At 72.8% G+C, this 16068-nt stretch carries 16 protein-coding genes and 1 pseudogene; 10 read left to right on the plus strand and 7 right to left on the minus strand.

The features are described from left to right. Positions 1-81 precede the first annotated feature (81 nt). Both IG74_RS0123685 and IG74_RS0123690 read left to right on the plus strand, forming a co-directional pair. Entirely contained in the window at positions 82-1431 is a 1350-nt protein-coding gene (locus IG74_RS0123685; protein ID WP_030680871.1) for a hypothetical protein, read from the plus strand. 172 nt (positions 1432-1603) lie between these two features. Next, positions 1604-2146 (plus strand): NUDIX hydrolase, encoded by a 543-nt coding sequence (locus IG74_RS0123690; RefSeq protein WP_030680876.1) that lies wholly within the window; start codon positions 1604-1606, stop codon positions 2144-2146. A 21-nt stretch (positions 2147-2167) separates the two neighbouring features. On the opposite strand, the gene IG74_RS0123695 is transcribed toward IG74_RS0123690, so the two are convergent. Then, positions 2168-2425: a hypothetical protein gene (locus IG74_RS0123695; protein WP_030680878.1), complete on the minus strand. Its 258-nt coding sequence runs from the start codon at positions 2423-2425 to the stop codon at positions 2168-2170. A gap of 259 nt (positions 2426-2684) precedes the next feature. Continuing rightward, positions 2685-3545, minus strand: a complete 861-nt coding sequence (locus IG74_RS0123700) for a 3-hydroxybutyryl-CoA dehydrogenase (protein WP_030680881.1) — start codon at positions 3543-3545, stop codon at positions 2685-2687. Positions 3546-3729: 184 nt separating this feature from the next. Between IG74_RS0123700 and IG74_RS0123705 the strand changes: the two genes are divergently transcribed. After that, a complete protein-coding gene (locus tag IG74_RS0123705; protein ID WP_030680884.1) occupies positions 3730-4953 on the plus strand; it encodes a glycoside hydrolase family 10 protein in 1224 nt (407 codons plus the stop codon). Positions 4954-4974: 21 nt separating this feature from the next. On the opposite strand, the gene IG74_RS0123710 is transcribed toward IG74_RS0123705, so the two are convergent. Then, entirely contained in the window at positions 4975-5169 is a 195-nt protein-coding gene (locus tag IG74_RS0123710) for a DUF1918 domain-containing protein (RefSeq protein ID WP_030680888.1), read from the minus strand. A gap of 80 nt (positions 5170-5249) precedes the next feature. Beyond that, positions 5250-6248, minus strand: a complete 999-nt coding sequence (locus tag IG74_RS0123715; RefSeq protein ID WP_030680891.1) for a DMT family transporter — start codon at positions 6246-6248, stop codon at positions 5250-5252. Between IG74_RS0123715 and IG74_RS0123720 the strand changes: the two genes are divergently transcribed. Beyond that, positions 6247-7683 carry a PLP-dependent aminotransferase family protein gene (locus tag IG74_RS0123720; protein WP_030680893.1) on the plus strand — a complete coding sequence of 479 codons (1437 nt, stop codon included), beginning with the start codon at positions 6247-6249 and terminating at the stop codon, positions 7681-7683. The two genes, IG74_RS0123715 and IG74_RS0123720, sit on opposite strands and share 2 nt — an antisense overlap. Next, positions 7680-8126: a GNAT family N-acetyltransferase gene (locus IG74_RS0123725; RefSeq protein ID WP_030680895.1), complete on the plus strand. Its 447-nt coding sequence runs from the start codon at positions 7680-7682 to the stop codon at positions 8124-8126. Before IG74_RS0123720 ends, IG74_RS0123725 begins: the two co-directional genes overlap by 4 nt. Here the strand turns inward: IG74_RS0123725 and IG74_RS0123730 are convergent. Together IG74_RS0123730 and IG74_RS0123735 are read right to left on the minus strand one after the other, a co-directional pair. Further along, entirely contained in the window at positions 8077-8571 is a 495-nt protein-coding gene (locus tag IG74_RS0123730) for a DUF6314 family protein (protein ID WP_051855210.1), read from the minus strand. The genes IG74_RS0123725 and IG74_RS0123730 overlap by 50 nt on opposite strands. Before the next feature lie 43 nt (positions 8572-8614). Then, entirely contained in the window at positions 8615-9604 is a 990-nt protein-coding gene (locus tag IG74_RS0123735) for an aldo/keto reductase (RefSeq protein ID WP_030680899.1), read from the minus strand. 284 nt (positions 9605-9888) lie between these two features. Between IG74_RS0123735 and IG74_RS49605 the strand changes: the two genes are divergently transcribed. After that, entirely contained in the window at positions 9889-10035 is a 147-nt protein-coding gene (locus tag IG74_RS49605; protein WP_324607510.1) for a hypothetical protein, read from the plus strand. 58 nt (positions 10036-10093) lie between these two features. Here IG74_RS49605 and IG74_RS0123745 read toward each other — a convergent pair whose 3' ends face one another. Further along, complete coding sequence (locus IG74_RS0123745; RefSeq protein WP_234334430.1) at positions 10094-11095, minus strand: oxidoreductase; 1002 nt, start codon at positions 11093-11095, stop codon at positions 10094-10096. Positions 11096-11156: 61 nt separating this feature from the next. On the opposite strand from IG74_RS0123745, the gene IG74_RS0123750 reads away from it, so the two are divergent. From IG74_RS0123750 to IG74_RS0123765, 4 genes and pseudogenes are all read left to right on the plus strand, one after another. Further along, positions 11157-11570: a MerR family transcriptional regulator gene (locus IG74_RS0123750; RefSeq protein WP_030680905.1), complete on the plus strand. Its 414-nt coding sequence runs from the start codon at positions 11157-11159 to the stop codon at positions 11568-11570. A 129-nt stretch (positions 11571-11699) separates the two neighbouring features. Further along, complete coding sequence (locus IG74_RS0123755; protein ID WP_030680908.1) at positions 11700-13919, plus strand: NADP-dependent isocitrate dehydrogenase; 2220 nt, start codon at positions 11700-11702, stop codon at positions 13917-13919. Between the two features lie 186 nt (positions 13920-14105). Next, positions 14106-15134: an N-acetyl-gamma-glutamyl-phosphate reductase gene (argC, locus tag IG74_RS0123760; protein ID WP_030680911.1), complete on the plus strand. Its 1029-nt coding sequence runs from the start codon at positions 14106-14108 to the stop codon at positions 15132-15134. An 88-nt stretch (positions 15135-15222) separates the two neighbouring features. Continuing rightward, positions 15223-16002 (plus strand): annotated as a pseudogene (locus IG74_RS0123765) (bifunctional ornithine acetyltransferase/N-acetylglutamate synthase); the annotation flags it as partial. Between the last annotated feature and the right edge of the window lie 66 nt (positions 16003-16068).

The raw sequence follows: 16068 nt of genomic DNA on the forward strand, positions 1-16068 counted from the left end.
CCCGGATGCGAGCACTCCGTTCACACCCCGTGTGAAGGGCGCTCCACTAGGCTGGGTGCACCGAGCCACCGGAGGGCATCCATGCAGCCCAACACCCTGCTCGACGCGATCCTCGACGAAGCCGGCATCTCGCACGCGGGCCTGGCCGCACATGTGAACCAGGCGGGCAAGGCCCGCGGCCTCGCGCTGAGATACGAACACACCGCCGTGGCCCGCTGGTTGAAGGGCCAGCGCCCGCGCGGCCAGGTGCCCGACCTGATCTGCGAGGTGCTCGCCGCGCGGCTGCAGCGCACCGTCACCCTGGACGACATCGGCCTCGGCGTGCCCGGCGGCCCGGCCGTCCGCGGCGGCTCGATGGCCTCCACGCTCTCCGGGTTCGTCGAGCGGGCGACGGCCCTGTGGCGGTCCGACGAGCAGCAGCGGCCGCATCTGCTCGGCGCTCCCGCGGTGACCGGGACGCCCGCCGTGATGCCGGTGTGGGAGTGGGAGAACCCGCCCGAGGACACGGACGTCTCGCGCGGCGGCCGGCACCCGGTGAGCATGGCGGACCTGGAGACGCTGCGCGCGGCCCGTACGCACTACGAGCAGATGTACCGCAAGACCGGTGGCATCGCGACCCGCACCCGCATCGTCGGCTTCCTCAACGCGGAGGCGGCGCCGCTGCTCCGCGGCAGCTACACCGACGCGATGGGACGCCAGTTGCACCGCGCGACCGGCGGTCTGGTGGCGATAGCGGGCATCTGCGCCTACGACTCGGACGCGCACGGCCTCGCCCAGCGCTACTTCCACCAGGCGCTGCGCCTGGCGAAGGCCAGCGGGGACCGGGGGCTCGGCGCATACGTGATCGCGCTGCTCGTCAACCAGTCGTTGTTCATGCGCGAGTTCCGCCAGGCGGTGGCCTTCGCGGAGGCCGCGCTGCGCGCCGCGGGCCGGGACATCACCCCCGCGCTCGCGTCCGATCTGTACGCGATGCAGGCCAAGGCGTACGCGCACCTGGGCGACGGCAGCAGCGCGCTGTCGTGCATCCGGCGTGCCGAGGTCGCCGCCGACCGCATCCGCCGCGGCCGGGAGCCGGACGAGACGGGCTATGTCCAGCCGGGCCTGGTGAACGTACAGGTGGCGGAGGCGCTGCTCAGCCTCGGCGATCTCGTGGCGGCGCGCGAACACGCCGCCGCCGCGGTGGACACCCCGGCGCACGACCGGGGCCGGGTGCACCGGCTCGCCATGCTCAGCCAGATCGAGCTGCGCCAGGGCAACACCGACGAGGCGGTGGCCACGGCGGTGGAGATGGCGGAGCAGGCGCGCGGGATGGAGTCCCAGCGCCTGCGCGACCGGCTGCGGGCGGTGCGCGAGTACCTGGTCCGCAGCGACTGCGCGGGCACGGCCGAGGCCGCCGAGCTGATCGACGGGGCGCTGCGGGTACCGCTGTGAGGAGCGGGGGCGCAGTGAGGCGCGGTTCCCCGTGACGCCGTGACGTCGTGACATCGGGAGCGCGGGTGCGGAACGACGCCTGACACGTGCTACGTCGCTCCGCCGTGCGCCGAGTGCTCTCGCACCTTCCTGCTGCGATATTGCCATCTACTCGGCGGAAGGTGGCAGAACCGTGCAGTGGACGAAACAGAGCGAACAGACTGTGTATGGAAACCGATGGTTCACCGTCAATCTCGCAGATGTCGAGCTGCCGAACGGCCGGCACCTCGACCACTTCCTGATACGGCTCCGCCCGGTGGCGATCGCCACGGTGGTCAACGAGGCCAACGAGGTGCTGCTCCTGTGGCGGCACCGCTTCATCACCGACAGCTGGGGCTGGGAGCTCGCGGCCGGAGTGGTGGAGGACGGAGAGGACATCGCCTGCGCGGCGGCGCGTGAGATGGAGGAGGAGACCGGCTGGCGGCCGGGGCCCCTGCGACACCTGATGAGCGTCGAGCCGTCCAACGGGCTCACGGACGCCCGGCACCACATCTACTGGTCGGACGAGGGGACCTACATCGGCCACCCCGAGGACGACTTCGAGTCGGACCGACGCGAGTGGGTGCCGCTCAAGCTCGTTCCCGACATGGTGGCGCGCGGTGAGGTCCCGGCCGCCAACATGGCGGCGGCGCTCCTCCTGCTGCACCATCTGCGCCTCGGCGAGGACGCGCGCTGACCGCTCGGACGCGGCCCTGGGTTAGTGTCCGAGGGCCTGCCAGACCGCCACGGCGAGCGCACCGACCGCGGTGAGCGCGGCGAGGGCGGGCAGTGGCCAACGGGTGTGTTCCAGGGCCGCGATCCGCACGGACAGGTCGTCCTGGTCCTTGGTGTGCTGACCGTCGCGCTGGGTGAGTAACGCGAGCTGTCCGTCGACGCGGGCGAGGCCCACGTCCAGGCTCCGACGTAACTCTGCGAGTTCTTCCGGGACCACGGGACGCTCGGGGTCGGTGGTCACGAGTCCGCTCCTCTCAGTAGTGGTCACATCCCCCCTGTGCGCAGCGGAAAGTCAACTCGCCTGGTGGTCGGGGCGGGAGAGTGTGCGCAGGGCATATGCGAGCCCGTGGCGCACACGGTGTGTGAACGCCACGGACCCGGCACTCACCGAGTGCCGGGCCCGCGAACTGTCCGGAAACTGACTTGAATTCAGCCACACAGCGTAGCGACTACCGGAGTGCGCCCGTCCATGTGTGCGAGCGCTCCCGGTCGTGCCCGCGTCAGCCGTACGTGTAGAAGCCCGAGGCCGACTTGCGGCCGAGGCGGCCCGCGTCGACCATGCGCTGGAGCAGTGGGGGAGCGGCGTACAGGGGCTCCTTGTACTCGGCGTACATCGAGTCGGCGACCGAGGCCACCGTGTCGAGGCCGATGAGGTCGGCCAGCTTGAGCGGGCCCATCGGGTGGGCGCAGCCCATCTCCATGCCGTTGTCGATGTCCTCGCGGCTGGCGATGCCCGACTCGAACATCCGGATCGCGGAGAGCAGATACGGGATGAGGAGCGCGTTCACGACGAACCCGGAGCGGTCCTGGGCGCGGATGGCGTGCTTGCCGAGCACCTTCTCCGTGAACAGCTGCGCCCGGCTGAGCGTGCCCTCCGACGTGGTCAGGGCCGGAATCAGCTCGACGAGCTGCTGCACGGGGGCCGGGTTGAAGAAGTGGATGCCGATGACCTGGTCGGGCCGCGACGTGGCCACGGCCAGCTTCACCAGCGGGATGGAGGAGGTGTTGGAGGCGAGGATCGCGTCCTGGCGCGTCACCACCTGGTCGAGCACCTGGAAGATCTCGGTCTTGACCTGCTCGTTCTCCACGACGGCCTCGATGACGAGGTCGCGGTCGGCGAACTCGCCGAGGTCCGTGGTGAAGCTGAGGCGCGCGATCGTGTCGTCCCGCTCCTCCTCCGAGATCTTGCCGCGCTCGGCCGCCTTGGACAGGGAGTTGTACAGCCGCGTGCGGCCGATCTCCAGGGCCTCTCCGGTGGTCTCCGCGACCTTCACGTCCAGGCCGGAGCGGGCGCAGACCTCTGCGATCCCGGCGCCCATCTGGCCACAGCCCACCACTCCGACGCGCGCAATGTCGGCCATAGAGTCGGTCACCTCGTGCCTTTCGCTCATCTACAGGGGCGGCAGGTCCCCCGTGTGATGCCGGTCCCTGCCTCGCCGGTGAACGTTACTCCGCGCGTCGCGGTGCGCGGCCGCCCGGGTCGGGCATGCTGTCCCCGAACGGCCAGGGCTTGTCCGGGGATTTCGAGAATCAGGGGACGGGAACATGAGGCGTATGTCACGTCGGGCCTTCACCGTGGCGGCGGCATCGGTGGCCGCGGGACTCGCGACAGCCGGGGACGCGGCCGCGGGTGCGGGCTCCAGACACCGGGGGCGCGAGATGCGGGGCATGTGGGTGGCGACGGTGGTGAACATCGACTGGCCCTCCAAGCCGGGCCTGTCACCCCAGCAGCAGCGCGCGGAGCTGATCGCCTACCTCGACGAGGCGGTGCGCCGCCGCCTCAACGCGGTCGTCCTGCAGGTGCGCCCGACGGCCGACGCGTTCTGGCCCTCGGCGTACGAGCCGTGGTCGGAGTACCTCACGGGCACGCAGGGCAAGGACCCGGGCTGGGACCCGCTGGGCACCGCCGTGCGCGAGGCGCACTACCGGGGCCTCGAGCTGCACGCCTGGTTCAACCCGTTCCGGATCGCCATGCACGCCGACCCCTCCCGGCTCGTGCCGAACCACCCCGCGCGCGTGCACCCCGAGTGGGTCGTGCCGTACGGCGGGAAGCTGTTCTACAACCCCGGTCTGCCCGAGGTCCGGCGGTTCGTGCAGCAGGCCATGCTCGACGCCGTGCGCCGCTACCGCCTCGACGCCGTGCACTGGGACGACTACTTCTACCCGTACCCGGTGGCGGGTCAGGTCTTCGACGACGACGAGGCCTTCGCGCGCTACGGCGGCGCCTTCCCCGACCGGGCCTCGTGGCGGCGGGACAACATCGACCGTCTCGTGCGCGAGATGGGCACCCGGATCAAGAAGACGCGGCCGGGCACGCAGTTCGGGATCAGCCCCTTCGGCGTCTGGCGCAACGCGGCCACCGACCCCACCGGCTCGGACACGCGGGCGGGCGTACAGACCTACGACGACCTGTACGCGGACACCCGCGGCTGGGTGCGCAAGCGCTGGCTGGACTACATCTGTCCGCAGCTCTACTGGCACATCGGCCTGCCCGCCGCCGACTACGCCAAGCTGGTGCCCTGGTGGGACGAAGTGGCCCGGGGCACGGGCGTGCGCCTCTACGTGGGGGAGGCGCTGTACAAGGCGGGCGACCCGGCGCAGCCCGCGCCCTGGCAGGACCCGACCGAGCTGTCCCGCCACCTCACGTACGCGAAGGACTTCCCGCGGGTGCGCGGGCACGTGTTCTACTCGGCGAAGCACGTGGTCGCCGACAGGATCGGCGCGATGCAGCGCGTTGTCGACGACCACTACACGTACCCGGCTCCGTAGCGACCGCGGCCGCAGCGGCGCCTAGTCGTTGGCGGCGAAGGGGCGTACGACGGTGTCGGGGCCCGGGGACATCACTGTCTCGTGACCGTCCTCGAACCGCACGCGGTACGGCGGGCCGCCGTTCGCTCCGAGGACCTCGATGACTTCCGCGTTCCGGTCGTGCTGTCCGACGATCCTGCCGTGGATCAGCAGCCGGTCGCCCACGGATGCTTGCATGGGGAGTGACCTCCTCGTCCGCGTCGCTGATGGTGGCGGTGCGTGGCCGACAGTGTACGACCGGTGGCCTCGGTTGGCGCCTACCCGCGCGCCCGTTGGGTGGCGGCGATGCACACCAGGACGGCGACGGCCGTGAGCGGCGCGGCGGGGGTCAGCGACTCACCGAGCAGGAACACCGACCAGAACAGGGTGAGCAGGGGCTGGGCGAGCTGGAGCTGGCTGGCCTTGGGGATGCCGATCGCGGCCATGCCCCGGTACCAGACCAGCAGGCCGAGGAACTGCGAGCCGACCGCCGAGTACAGCAGGCCCGCCGTGCTGTGCCCGGTGAGCTCGAACGTCTCGTGCGGCAGGGCGAGCGCCGCCCAGACGACGCCGAGCGGCAGGCACAGGACGAGCGCCCAGCCGATGACCTGCCAGCCGGGCAGGTGCCGGGCCAGACGGCCGCCCTCGGTGTAGCCGGCGGCGCACACCACAAGCGCGCCGAACAGATAGAGGTCGGCGGTCGTCAGTGCGCCGCCGCTCTGCTGGACCGTGAACGCGACCACGGCGGCGGCGCCCGCGAGCGCCGCCGCCCAGAAGGCGCGCGAGGGCCGGGCGCCGGTGCGGAGGACGGAGAACACGGCCGTCGTCAGCGGCAGAAGGCCGACGACGACGGCCGCGTGCGCGGTGCTCGACGTCTGCAGGGCGAGCGTGGTGAGCAGCGGGAAGCCGATCACGGTGCCGCCCGCGACGACGGCGAGCCCCGGCCAGTCGGCGCGCCGGGGCAGCGGCACGCGCAGCGCCAGCAGACAGCCGCCCGCGACGAGGGCGCTCAGCACGCAGCGCAGCGCGACGAAGCTCCAGGGGCCGATGCCTTCGAGGCCCCAGGCGGTGGCGGGGAACGTGAGCGAGAACGCGGTGACGCCGAGGGCGGCCTGGAGGGTGCCGACGCGGCGGGAGGAGGGGACGACCCGCGGGGCCTGCGGGACCCGCGGGGCCTGCGGGGCTTTCCGGGGCGCGGTGGCGGTGACGCCCGCCGCCGAGGCGCGGGGCGGGACCGCTATCCGCCGTGATTCAGTAGCGCTATCCTGTGCTCTCATGGAACAGCGTAGCAGTGTGGGTGAGTTGGCGTATCAGCTGCGAAATGAGCTGGACCGCTACTCTCCAGGTGGAAAGCTGCCGTCCAGTCGGGCCCTCGTCGAGCGGTTCCGGGTGAGCCCGGTGACCGTGTCGCGGGCTCTCGCGCAGCTCGCCGCGGAGGGCCTGGTCGTCACGCGCCCCGGCGCCGGTGCCTTCCGCGCGCACGCGCCGGGCCCCGCCGTCCCGGTGGGCGACACCTCGTGGCAGGAGGTGTCCCTGAGCGCCGACGCCACCGCCGACGTCGTGCCGCGCTCGGTGGACGCCTCCGGGGTGCTCGCCACGCTCGCCGCGCCGGGCCCGGGCGTCATCGAGTTCAACGGCGGCTATCTGCACCCCTCGCTCCAGCCCGAGCGCGCGATGGCCGCCGCCCTCGCGCGGGCCGGACGGCGCCCCGGAGCCTGGGAGCGGCCCCCGGTCGACGGCCTGCCCGAGCTGCGCGAGTGGTTCGCGCGCGGCATCGGCGGCGCGATCACCGCGGCCGAGGTCCTGATCACCGCGGGCGGGCAGAGCGCCCTGACGACCGCGCTGCGGGCGCTCGCCCCGCCCGGCGCGCCGGTGCTCATCGAGTCGCCCACGTACCCCGGACTGCTCGCCATCGCGCGGGCCGCCGGTCTCCGGCCGGTGCCGGTGCCGGTGGACACCGACGGGGTCCGCCCGGAGCTGCTCGCCGCCGCGTTCGAGGCGACCGGGGCGCGCGTGTTCGTCTGCCAGCCGCTGTTCCAGAACCCCACCGGCGCCGTGCTCTCCGCCGAGCGCCGCCCCGAGGTGCTGCGCATCGCCCGCGCCGCCGGGGCGTTCGTCGTCGAGGACGACTTCGTGCGCCGCCTCGTGCACGAGGACGCGGGGCCGCTGCCGAGGCCCCTGGCGTCCGAGGACCGGGACGGCGTCGTCGTGCACGTGTGCTCGCTCACCAAGGCCACCTCGCCGAGCTTCCGGGTCAGCGCGCTCGTCGCGCGCGGCCCCGTCCTGGAGCGGCTGCGCACCATCCAGGTCGTCGACCACTTCTTCGTGCCGAGACCCCTCCAGGAGGCCGCGCTCGAACTCGTCGGCTCCCCGGCCTGGCCCCGCCATCTGCGCGCGGTGGCGGGGGAGTTGAAGGAGCGCAGGGACGCGCTGGTGGCCGCGCTGCGGCTGCGCCTGCCCGCGCTGGCCCTGCCGCACGTCCCCGCGGGCGGCTACCACCTGTGGCTGCGCCTGCCCGACGGCACCGACGAACTCGCCCTGGCGGCGGCCGCGTTGCGCGCCGGGGTCGCGGTCGCCCCCGGGCGCCCCTACTTCGCCGCGGAGCCCCCGGCCGGGCACATCCGCCTCAGCTTCGCCGCGCTCGCGGGCACCGCGGAGATCGCCGAAGGCGTCCGCCGATTGGCACAGGCGTGTGATGAAGTGACGGGATGACCGACACGACTCCCGCCCCCGCGCTGCCCGACGGGTACGAGCTGTCCACCGACCCCGCCCGCATCGACGTCGGCCGCGTCCACCACTGGCTGTCCACCGACGCCTACTGGGCCATCGGCCGCCCCCGCGACAAACAGGACGCCGCGATGGCCGGTTCCCTCAACTTCGGCGTGTACGACACCGCGTCGGGCGAACAGGTGGCGTACGCGCGCGTGGTGACCGACCGCGCCACCTTCGCCTGGCTCTGCGACGTCTACGTGGACCGCTCCGCGCGCGGCACGGGCCTGGGCACCGCCCTGGTGGCGGGCGTGCGCGACCACCTGGCGGCCCACGGCCTGCGCAGGATCGTCCTCGGCACCGCCGACGCCCACGGCGTCTACGAGAAGATCGGCTTCAAGGGCCTGGCGGACCCGGGCATGTGGATGGTCCTGGGCGAGCAGTGACCGTGCGGGCGTAGCGCGTCGTCAGGAGCAGGTCCTTGGCCGGGCCCCGGACGCGCCAGCGCGTCCGCCAGGAGTCCGCGTCGTCCACGAGGAAGTCGCCCCGGTAGAGGTCCGCCGCGCACGGGTGGTCGGCCGTGTGGCGGCCGGTGCGCAGATCGAGGCCGTGGAAGAAGCGCCCGTCGGCGAAGTGCACGAGCACGGTGCCCGCGGGCTCGCCCGGCAGGAAGCGCAGGGTGCGCTCGGCGGGGCGCGGGGTGCCCCGCCAGGTGAACGTGCCGGACTCGTGGTGCAGCAGACCGCCGCCCGGCAGCGGCGTGAACCGGGTGGTGCCGCTGAAGCGGCCCTCCACCGGTCCGTCCGCGCCCGCGGCGAAGTCCCGTACGGCCCGCTCCACCCGCCACTCACCGGCGAGGTGGGCGAGCGCGTCGGGCACGGGGAAGGACATACCGGCAGCGTACGCGGCCCGCGCCCGGCCCCGCCCGGCCGGTCTACCGGTCGACGACGGTCAGGCTCGCCTCGTCGTACCGCGTCCCCGCGATGCCGTCCGCGGGCGCCGCCGCGTCGATCGCGGCGAGGTCGTCGGCGGACAGTTCGAGGGTGGCGGCGGCGAGGTTCTCCCGCAGATACGTCTCGCGGCGCGTGCCCGGGATCGGCACCACGTCGGCGCCGCGGTGCTGCACCCAGGCCAGGGCGAGCTGGCCCGCCGTGACGCCCTTCGCGGCGGCGAGCGCGTTCAGGGCGTCGACGACGGCGAGGTTGCGCTCCAGATTGCCGTCGGCGAAGCGCGGCTGCGAGCGCCGCACGTCGTTCGCCTCCAGGCCGTCGACCGAGGTGACCCGGCCGGTCAGGAAGCCGCGGCCGAGCGGCGAGAACGGCACCAGACCGATGCCGAGCTCCCGGCACACCGGCGCGGTCTCCGCCTCCAGGTCACGGGTCCACAGTGACCACTCGCTCTGCAGCGCCGCGATCGGGTGCACGGCGTGCGCGCGCCGGATCGTCCGCGCGCTCGCCTCGGACAGGCCGAGGTGGCGCACCTTGCCCGCCGCGACCAGGTCGGCCATGGCGCCGACGGTCTCCTCGATCGGCACGCTCCGGTCCACGCGGTGCAGGTAGTACAGGTCGATGTGGTCGACGCCGAGCCGCGCGAGCGAGGCGTCGCAGGCCTGGCGCACGTACGCGGCGTCGCCGCGGATCAGCGGGGGCTCGCCGAGCCGGTTCGCGAAGCCGAACTTCGTGGCGATCACGGCCCGCTCGCGGCGCGCGCCGGACAGGGCGCGGCCGAGCAGCTCCTCGTTGTGCCCGGCGCCGTAGTAGTCGGCGGTGTCGAACAGGGTGACGCCGAGGTCGAGGGCGCGGCGCAGCGTGGCGATCGACCGGTCGTCGTCCGATGCGCCGTAGCCGTGGCTCATCCCCATGCAGCCGAGTCCCTGCGCCGAGACCGTCAGCGCGCCGAGCTCGCGTGTGGGCAGGCCGGTCATGTCGTACCTCCAGGTGGTGCGGTGGTCCGTGCGGATCCCCGCGGCGCGGTGATCACGGCCGTGACAGTAGGAGTTGGAGCGCGCTCCAACGCAAGCGCGGCCCCAGGGCCCGTTCCGGGGCGGTCGTCGAGGGCCGTTCCGGCGTCGTCCTCGCGGCCTCGCACCAGTGCGATCGCTGCGGCCGGCCCCCGTACGGCCGCTGCGGCGGGCCGCAGCGCGGGACGGCGGCTGGCCCGTCGGCGGCTGGCCCGGCGACCCGGAGACGTACTGGAGCCGGCTCCCGCATGGTCGCGGCGGACATCCGCGGGCACGGCGTCTACGGCCGCGAGGCCGAGGGGCTCGACCCGGTGCCGTGCGCCGACCGGGCCGTGAACGCCTACCTGGGCGGGGGCGACCTGCCCTGCGAGGACGTCACCTGCCCTACGCCGTGACCCGCCGGCCGCGGCACGACGTACGGGAAGCGGTCGCGGTCACGCCCAGCGGCAGCGGCTACGCGAAGTGGTCCACGCCGGTGAGCTCGGCGGACAGCGCCCACAGCCGGGCCGCCGCCTCGGGGTCCCTGGCCCACGGCTTGACGCCGCCGACGAGCATGTCGTCGCCGGTGGCGGCCTCGGCGACGTCGCAGTCCTGGCAGTAGGCGCCGCCGTGGTCCGCGAGCAGCGGCGAGGTGGCGGCCCACACGGCCGTCGCCGCGCCCCGCGCCGGGGACTTGAAGCCCTCGGCGGGGGTGCCGTCGGCCGAGATCCAGCCCTGGGCGAGCTGGTCCTCGCGCGGCACGTGCCGCTGCAGCGGGGTCAGGATGCTGCCCGGGTGCACGGCGAAGGCGCGCGGCCCCCCGCTCCCGGCGAGCCGGTCCAGGTGCAGGGCGAACAGCGCGTTGGCGGTCTTCGACTGCGCGTACGCCAGCCAGCGGTCGTAGCCCTCGTGGAAGTGCGGGTCGGCCCAGCGGATGTCCGAGAGGAAGTGTCCCGACGAGGCCACCGCCACGACCCGGGCCCGCCCCGGGCTCAACGCCGGGGCGATGCGGTTGACCAGGGCGTAGTGCCCCAGGTGGTTGACCGCGAAGTGCGCCTCCCAGCCGGGCCCGACGCGGGTCTCCGGGCAGGCCATGATGCCCGCGCCCGCGATCAGCAGGTCGACGGCGCGCCCCGCGTCCAGGACGCGGTCGGCGAAGGCGCGGACGCTGTCCAGATCGGCGAGGTCAAGGGCGGCCACCTCCGTGCCGGGCAGCCCGCCGAGGGCCGCCGCGGCCGCCCCGGGCCTGCGCGCCGGGACGAGCACGCGGGCACCGGCGCGGACGAGCGCCCGGGTCGTCTCCAGGCCGAGGCCCGAGTAACCGCCGGTGACGATCGCGGTCCTGCCCTCCAGGGAGATGCCCTCCAGTACGTCGTCCGCGGTGCTCCACGCGCCGTGTCCGGAACCGATCCTGCGCTGTACAGCAGGCTTCTTCGTCTTGGTGGTCATGGTCGTCTCGGTCGTCTCGGTCGTCATGGCCGGAACGCTAGAACCTAGACTGCGATCTAGATCAAGCTGAGCACCGCGGAGGTCGAAAGTGGCGCAGCACACCGAGGGGAAGTCCATCGGGCAGGTCGCGGAGGAGACCGGCCTGAGCGTGCACGCGCTGCGGTTCTTCGAGCGCGAGGAGCTGTTCCTGCGGCCGGTCCCGCGCACCGGCGGCGGGCGGCGCGTGTACGAGCCCGCCGACGTGGAGTGGCTCCTGCTGTGCAACCGGCTGCGCGAGTCCGGGATGCCGATCGCGACGCTCAAGCGCTTCGCCCGCCTCGTTCGCTCGGGCCCGGGCAACGAACCGGAGCGCCTCGCGCTGCTCCAGGAGCACGAACGCGCAGTCCGCGCGCGCATGGCCGAGCTCGGCGCGAGCCTGGAGATCATCCACGGCAAGGTCGTGGCGTACGAACGCCATGTGCGCGAGGGCACGGCGGCGGGCGTCTGGGCCCCGGGCGGCTAGGCCGCGGCCCCTGTCGGCACCGGCGCGCGGCGATTTTCGTACGGCCTCGGCCAGGGCCCTGTCAGGACCACCTCGCTCACGAGATATCTTGATGTCGAGCAATGTTGCAGACGTGGAGCGGAGCACCCGGTGACTGACTCGACCATCATCTACACACACACTGACGAGGCCCCCGCCCTCGCGACGCATTCGTTCCTGCCCGTGATCCAGGCGTACGCCTCGACGGCCGGTGTCCGCGTCGAGACCCGTGACATCTCCCTGGCGGGCCGGATCATCGCGAGCTTCCCGGAGCACCTCGAGCCGAGCCAGCGCATCGACGACGCGCTGGCCGAGCTCGGCGAGCTGGCCAAGACGCCGCAGGCCAACATCATCAAGCTGCCGAACATCTCGGCGTCGATCCCGCAGCTGAAGGCCGCCGTGGCCGAGCTGCAGGAGCAGGGCTACGCGCTGCCGGACTACCCGGACGACCCCAAGACCGACGAGGAGCGCGACATCCGCGCCCGCTACGACAAGGTCAAGGGCTCGGCCGTCAACCCGGTCCTGCGCGAGGGCAACTCCGACCGCCGCGCCCCCGCGTCGGTCAAGAACTACGCCAAGACGCACCCGCACCGCATGGGCGCCTGGTCGGCCGACTCCAAGACCAACGTCGCCACCATGGGCGAGAACGACTTCCGCTCCACCGAGAAGTCCGCCGTCGTCGCCGAGGACGGCGCGCTGCGCATCGAGCTGGTCGCCGAGGACGGCACCACCACCGTGCTGCGCGAGTCGGTACCGGTGCTCGCGGGCGAGGTCGTGGACGCCTCCGTGCTGCACGTCGCCGCCCTGCGCGAGTTCCTCACCGCGCAGATCGCCCGTGCCAAGGCCGAGGGCGTGCTGTTCTCCGTGCACCTGAAGGCCACGATGATGAAGGTCTCCGACCCGATCATCTTCGGCCACGTCGTGCGCGCCTTCTTCCCGCAGACCTTCGAGAAGTACGGCGACGTCCTCGCCACCGCGGGTCTGACCCCGAACGACGGCCTCGGCGGCATCTACAAGGGCCTGGAGGCCCTGCCGAACGGCGCCGAGATCAAGGCGTCCTTCGACGCCGAGCTGGCCGCGGGCCCCGAGCTCGCGATGGTCGACTCCGACCGCGGCATCACCAACCTGCATGTGCCGAGCGACGTCATCGTCGACGCCTCCATGCCCGCGATGATCCGCACCTCCGGCCACATGTGGGGCCCGGACGGCCAGGAGGCCGACACCCTCGCGGTGCTGCCCGACAGCTCGTACGCGGGCATCTACCAGGTCGTCATCGACGACTGCCGCGCCAACGGCGCCTACGACCCGGCCACCATGGGCACGGTGCCGAACGTCGGCCTGATGGCCCAGAAGGCCGAGGAGTACGGCTCCCACGACAAGACCTTCGAGGTCGCGGCCGCGGGCACCGTCCGCCTGGTCGACCAGCAGGGCAACGTCGTCATCGAGCAGCCCGTCGCCGCCGGTGACATCTTCCGCGCCTGCCAGACCAAGGACGCCCCGATCAAGGACTGGGTGAAGCTCGCCGTCACCCGCGCCCGCGCCACCGGCGACCCGGCCGTCTTCTGGCTGGACGCGGGCCGCGCCCACGACGCGCAGCTCATCGCCAAGGTCGAGCAGTACCTGCCGGAGCACGACACCGAGGGCCTGGACATCAAGATCCTGGCTCCGGTCGACGCGATCAAGTTCTCCGTGGAGCGCATCCGCCGCGGCGAGAACACCATCTCCGTCACCGGCAACGTGCTGCGCGACTACCTGACGGACCTGTTCCCGATCCTGGAGCTCGGCACCAGCGCCAAGATGCTCTCGGTGGTCCCGCTGATGAACGGTGGCGGCCTCTTCGAGACCGGCGCCGGCGGCTCCGCCCCGAAGCACGTCCAGCAGCTGGTCAAGGAGAACTACCTGCGCTGGGACAGCCTCGGCGAGTTCCTCGCGCTCGCGGTCTCCTTCGAGCACCTGGCGCAGACCACGGGCAACGCCCGCGCCCAGGTCCTCGCGGACACCCTGGACCGCGCCACGGCCTCGTTCCTGAACGAGAACAAGTCGCCGAGCCGCAAGCTGGGCGGCATCGACAACCGCGGCAGCCACTTCTTCCTGGCCCTGTACTGGGCCCAGGAGCTGGCCAAGCAGACCGACGACGCCCAGCTCGCCGAGGCCTTCGGTCCGCTCGCCAAGACGCTGACCGAGCAGGAGCAGAAGATCGTGGACGAGCTGATCGCCGTCCAGGGTTCCCCGGTCGACATCGGTGGGTACTACCAGCCCGACGTCACCAAGGCGGCGGCCGTCATGCGTCCGTCGGCCACGTTCAACGAGGCCATCGCGTCGCTCGCGTAACGGCGCCAGCCCGCCAGGTGTCATGAGGCAGGCGCACCGCTCGCCCCGGTCGGCAACCGCCGACCGGGGCGGTGGTGTCTTGGCCACCGGACACCGGTGCCGTCAGGGAGGTCGGGGCGGCACAAGATCTCCATTGCATAGATCTGCAATAGCTTGTATATTCATGCCATTCACGAGGAGGAGTCCATGACGGTACGCGCAGCGGTGGCGGGGGCGAGCGGATACGCGGGCGGGGAACTGCTGCGCACGCTGCTCACCCACCCCGAGGTCGAGATCGGCACCCTCACCGCCAACTCGAACGCGGGCCAGCCGCTCGGTGCCCTCCAGCCGCACCTGACGCCGCTCGCCGAGCGCGTCCTGGAGCCGACCACCGCCGAGTCGCTCGCCGGGCACGACGTCGTCTTCCTCGCGCTGCCGCACGGCCAGTCCGCCGCGGTCGCCGAGCAGCTCGGCCCGGACGTGCTCGTGGTGGACATGGGCGCGGACTTCCGCCTCAAGGACGCCGCGGACTGGGAGCGGTTCTACGGCAGCGAGCACGCCGGCACCTGGCCGTACGGCCTGCCGGAGCTGCCGGGCGGCCGCGCCGCCCTCGCGGGGGCCAAGCGCATCGCGGTGCCTGGCTGCTATCCGACGGCCGTCTCGCTGGCGCTGTTCCCCGCGTACGCCGCGGGACTCGTCGAGGACGAGTCGGTGATCGTCGCGGCCTCCGGCACTTCGGGTGCGGGCAAGGCGGCCAAGCCCCACCTCCTCGGCTCCGAGGTCATGGGCTCCATGTCGCCGTACGGCGTGGGCGGCGGGCACCGGCACACCCCCGAGATGATCCAGAACCTCAGCGCGGCGGCGGGCACGCGCGTGTCTGTCTCCTTCACACCCACCCTCGCGCCCATGCCGCGCGGCATCCTCGCCACGTGCAGCGCCAAGGCCAAGCCGGGCGTCACTGCGGAGAGCGTGCGCGCGGTGTACGAGAAGGCGTTCGCCGACGAGCCGTTCGTACGGCTGCTCCCGGAGGGCCAGTGGCCCGCCACGGCCTCCGTCTACGGCTCGAACGCCGTGCACGTCCAGGTCGCCCACGACCCGGGCTCGGGCCGCGTGATCGTGATCAGCGCCATCGACAACCTCAGCAAGGGCACCGCGGGCGGCGCGGTGCAGAGCATGAACATCGCCCTGGGGCTCCCCGAGGAGCTGGGGCTTTCCACGATCGGAGTCGCACCGTGAGCGACGCACGCGCAGCCACTCGGCCGCACCCGACCATGAGTCCCGCACCGCTGCGCTGCGCGGGCGGAGAAGCGAACAAGGAGACGCTGTGAGTGTTACTGCAGCCAAGGGATTCGAGGCTGCGGGTATCGCCGCCGGGATCAAGGAGAACGGCAACCCGGACCTGGCCCTCGTGGTCAACCACGGGCCCCGCCTCGCCGCCGCGGGCGTCTTCACCTCCAACCGCGTGAAGGCCGCCCCCGTGCTCTGGTCCGAGCAGGTCCTCAAGGGCGGGCAGGTGGCCGCGGTCGTCCTCAACTCCGGCGGCGCCAACGCCTGCACCGGACCCAAGGGCTTCCAGGACACGCACGCCACCGCCGAGAAGACGGCCGAGGCGCTCGGGGTGAACGCGGCCGAGGTCGCCGTCGCCTCCACCGGCCTCATCGGCGTCACGCTCCCCATGGACAAGCTCCTGCCGGGCGTCGAGGCGGCCGCGGCCGCCCTGTCCCCGCACGGCGGCGAGAAGGCCGCCATCGCCATCAAGACGACCGACAGCGTGCACAAGACGGCCGTCTTCGAGGGCGAGGGCTGGACCGTCGGCGGCATGGCCAAGGGCGCGGGCATGCTGGCCCTCGCCGAGGCCGTCCGCAGCGTCTGCGACGACCTCGCCCGGCAGCTCATCGGCGACGCCGAGGGCGCCAGCAAGGACATCCGCATCGAGGTCGTGGGCGCCTCGAGCGAGGACGACGCCGTCGAGGTGGGCCGCTCCATCGCCCGCAACAACCTCCTGAAGTGCGCCATCCACGGCGAGGACCCCAACTGGGGCCGCGTCCTGTCCGCCATCGGCACCACCGGCGCCGCCTTCGAGCCCGACCGGCTGAACGTCGCCCGTCCACGAGAACAGCGCCTACTCGTCCTGAGCCCGGCGGGACCGCACGGTCCCGCCCCGGGCGGC

Origin of the sequence: Streptomyces sp. NRRL B-1347 (assembly GCF_000720325.1) — a bacterium.
In the GTDB taxonomy this organism is placed as follows: domain Bacteria; phylum Actinomycetota; class Actinomycetes; order Streptomycetales; family Streptomycetaceae; genus Streptomyces.

Excerpts from the sequence above, each read along its gene's own strand:
- IG74_RS0123685 (WP_030680871.1), top strand. The coding sequence starts at position 82 with ATGCAGCCCAACACCCTGCTCGACGCGATCCTCGACGAAGCCGGCATC.
- IG74_RS0123700 (WP_030680881.1), bottom strand. The coding sequence starts at position 3,545 with ATGGCCGACATTGCGCGCGTCGGAGTGGTGGGCTGTGGCCAGATGGGC.
- IG74_RS0123705 (WP_030680884.1), top strand. The coding sequence starts at position 3,730 with ATGAGGCGTATGTCACGTCGGGCCTTCACCGTGGCGGCGGCATCGGTG.
- IG74_RS0123710 (WP_030680888.1), bottom strand. The coding sequence starts at position 5,169 with ATGCAAGCATCCGTGGGCGACCGGCTGCTGATCCACGGCAGGATCGTC.
- IG74_RS0123720 (WP_030680893.1), top strand. The coding sequence starts at position 6,247 with ATGGAACAGCGTAGCAGTGTGGGTGAGTTGGCGTATCAGCTGCGAAAT.
- IG74_RS0123715 (WP_030680891.1), bottom strand. The coding sequence starts at position 6,248 with ATGAGAGCACAGGATAGCGCTACTGAATCACGGCGGATAGCGGTCCCG.
- IG74_RS0123725 (WP_030680895.1), top strand. The coding sequence starts at position 7,680 with ATGACCGACACGACTCCCGCCCCCGCGCTGCCCGACGGGTACGAGCTG.
- IG74_RS0123730 (WP_051855210.1), bottom strand. The coding sequence starts at position 8,571 with ATGTCCTTCCCCGTGCCCGACGCGCTCGCCCACCTCGCCGGTGAGTGG.
- IG74_RS0123735 (WP_030680899.1), bottom strand. The coding sequence starts at position 9,604 with ATGACCGGCCTGCCCACACGCGAGCTCGGCGCGCTGACGGTCTCGGCG.
- IG74_RS49605 (WP_324607510.1), top strand. The coding sequence starts at position 9,889 with ATGGTCGCGGCGGACATCCGCGGGCACGGCGTCTACGGCCGCGAGGCC.
- IG74_RS0123745 (WP_234334430.1), bottom strand. The coding sequence starts at position 11,095 with ATGACGACCGAGACGACCGAGACGACCATGACCACCAAGACGAAGAAG.
- argC (WP_030680911.1), top strand. The coding sequence starts at position 14,106 with ATGACGGTACGCGCAGCGGTGGCGGGGGCGAGCGGATACGCGGGCGGG.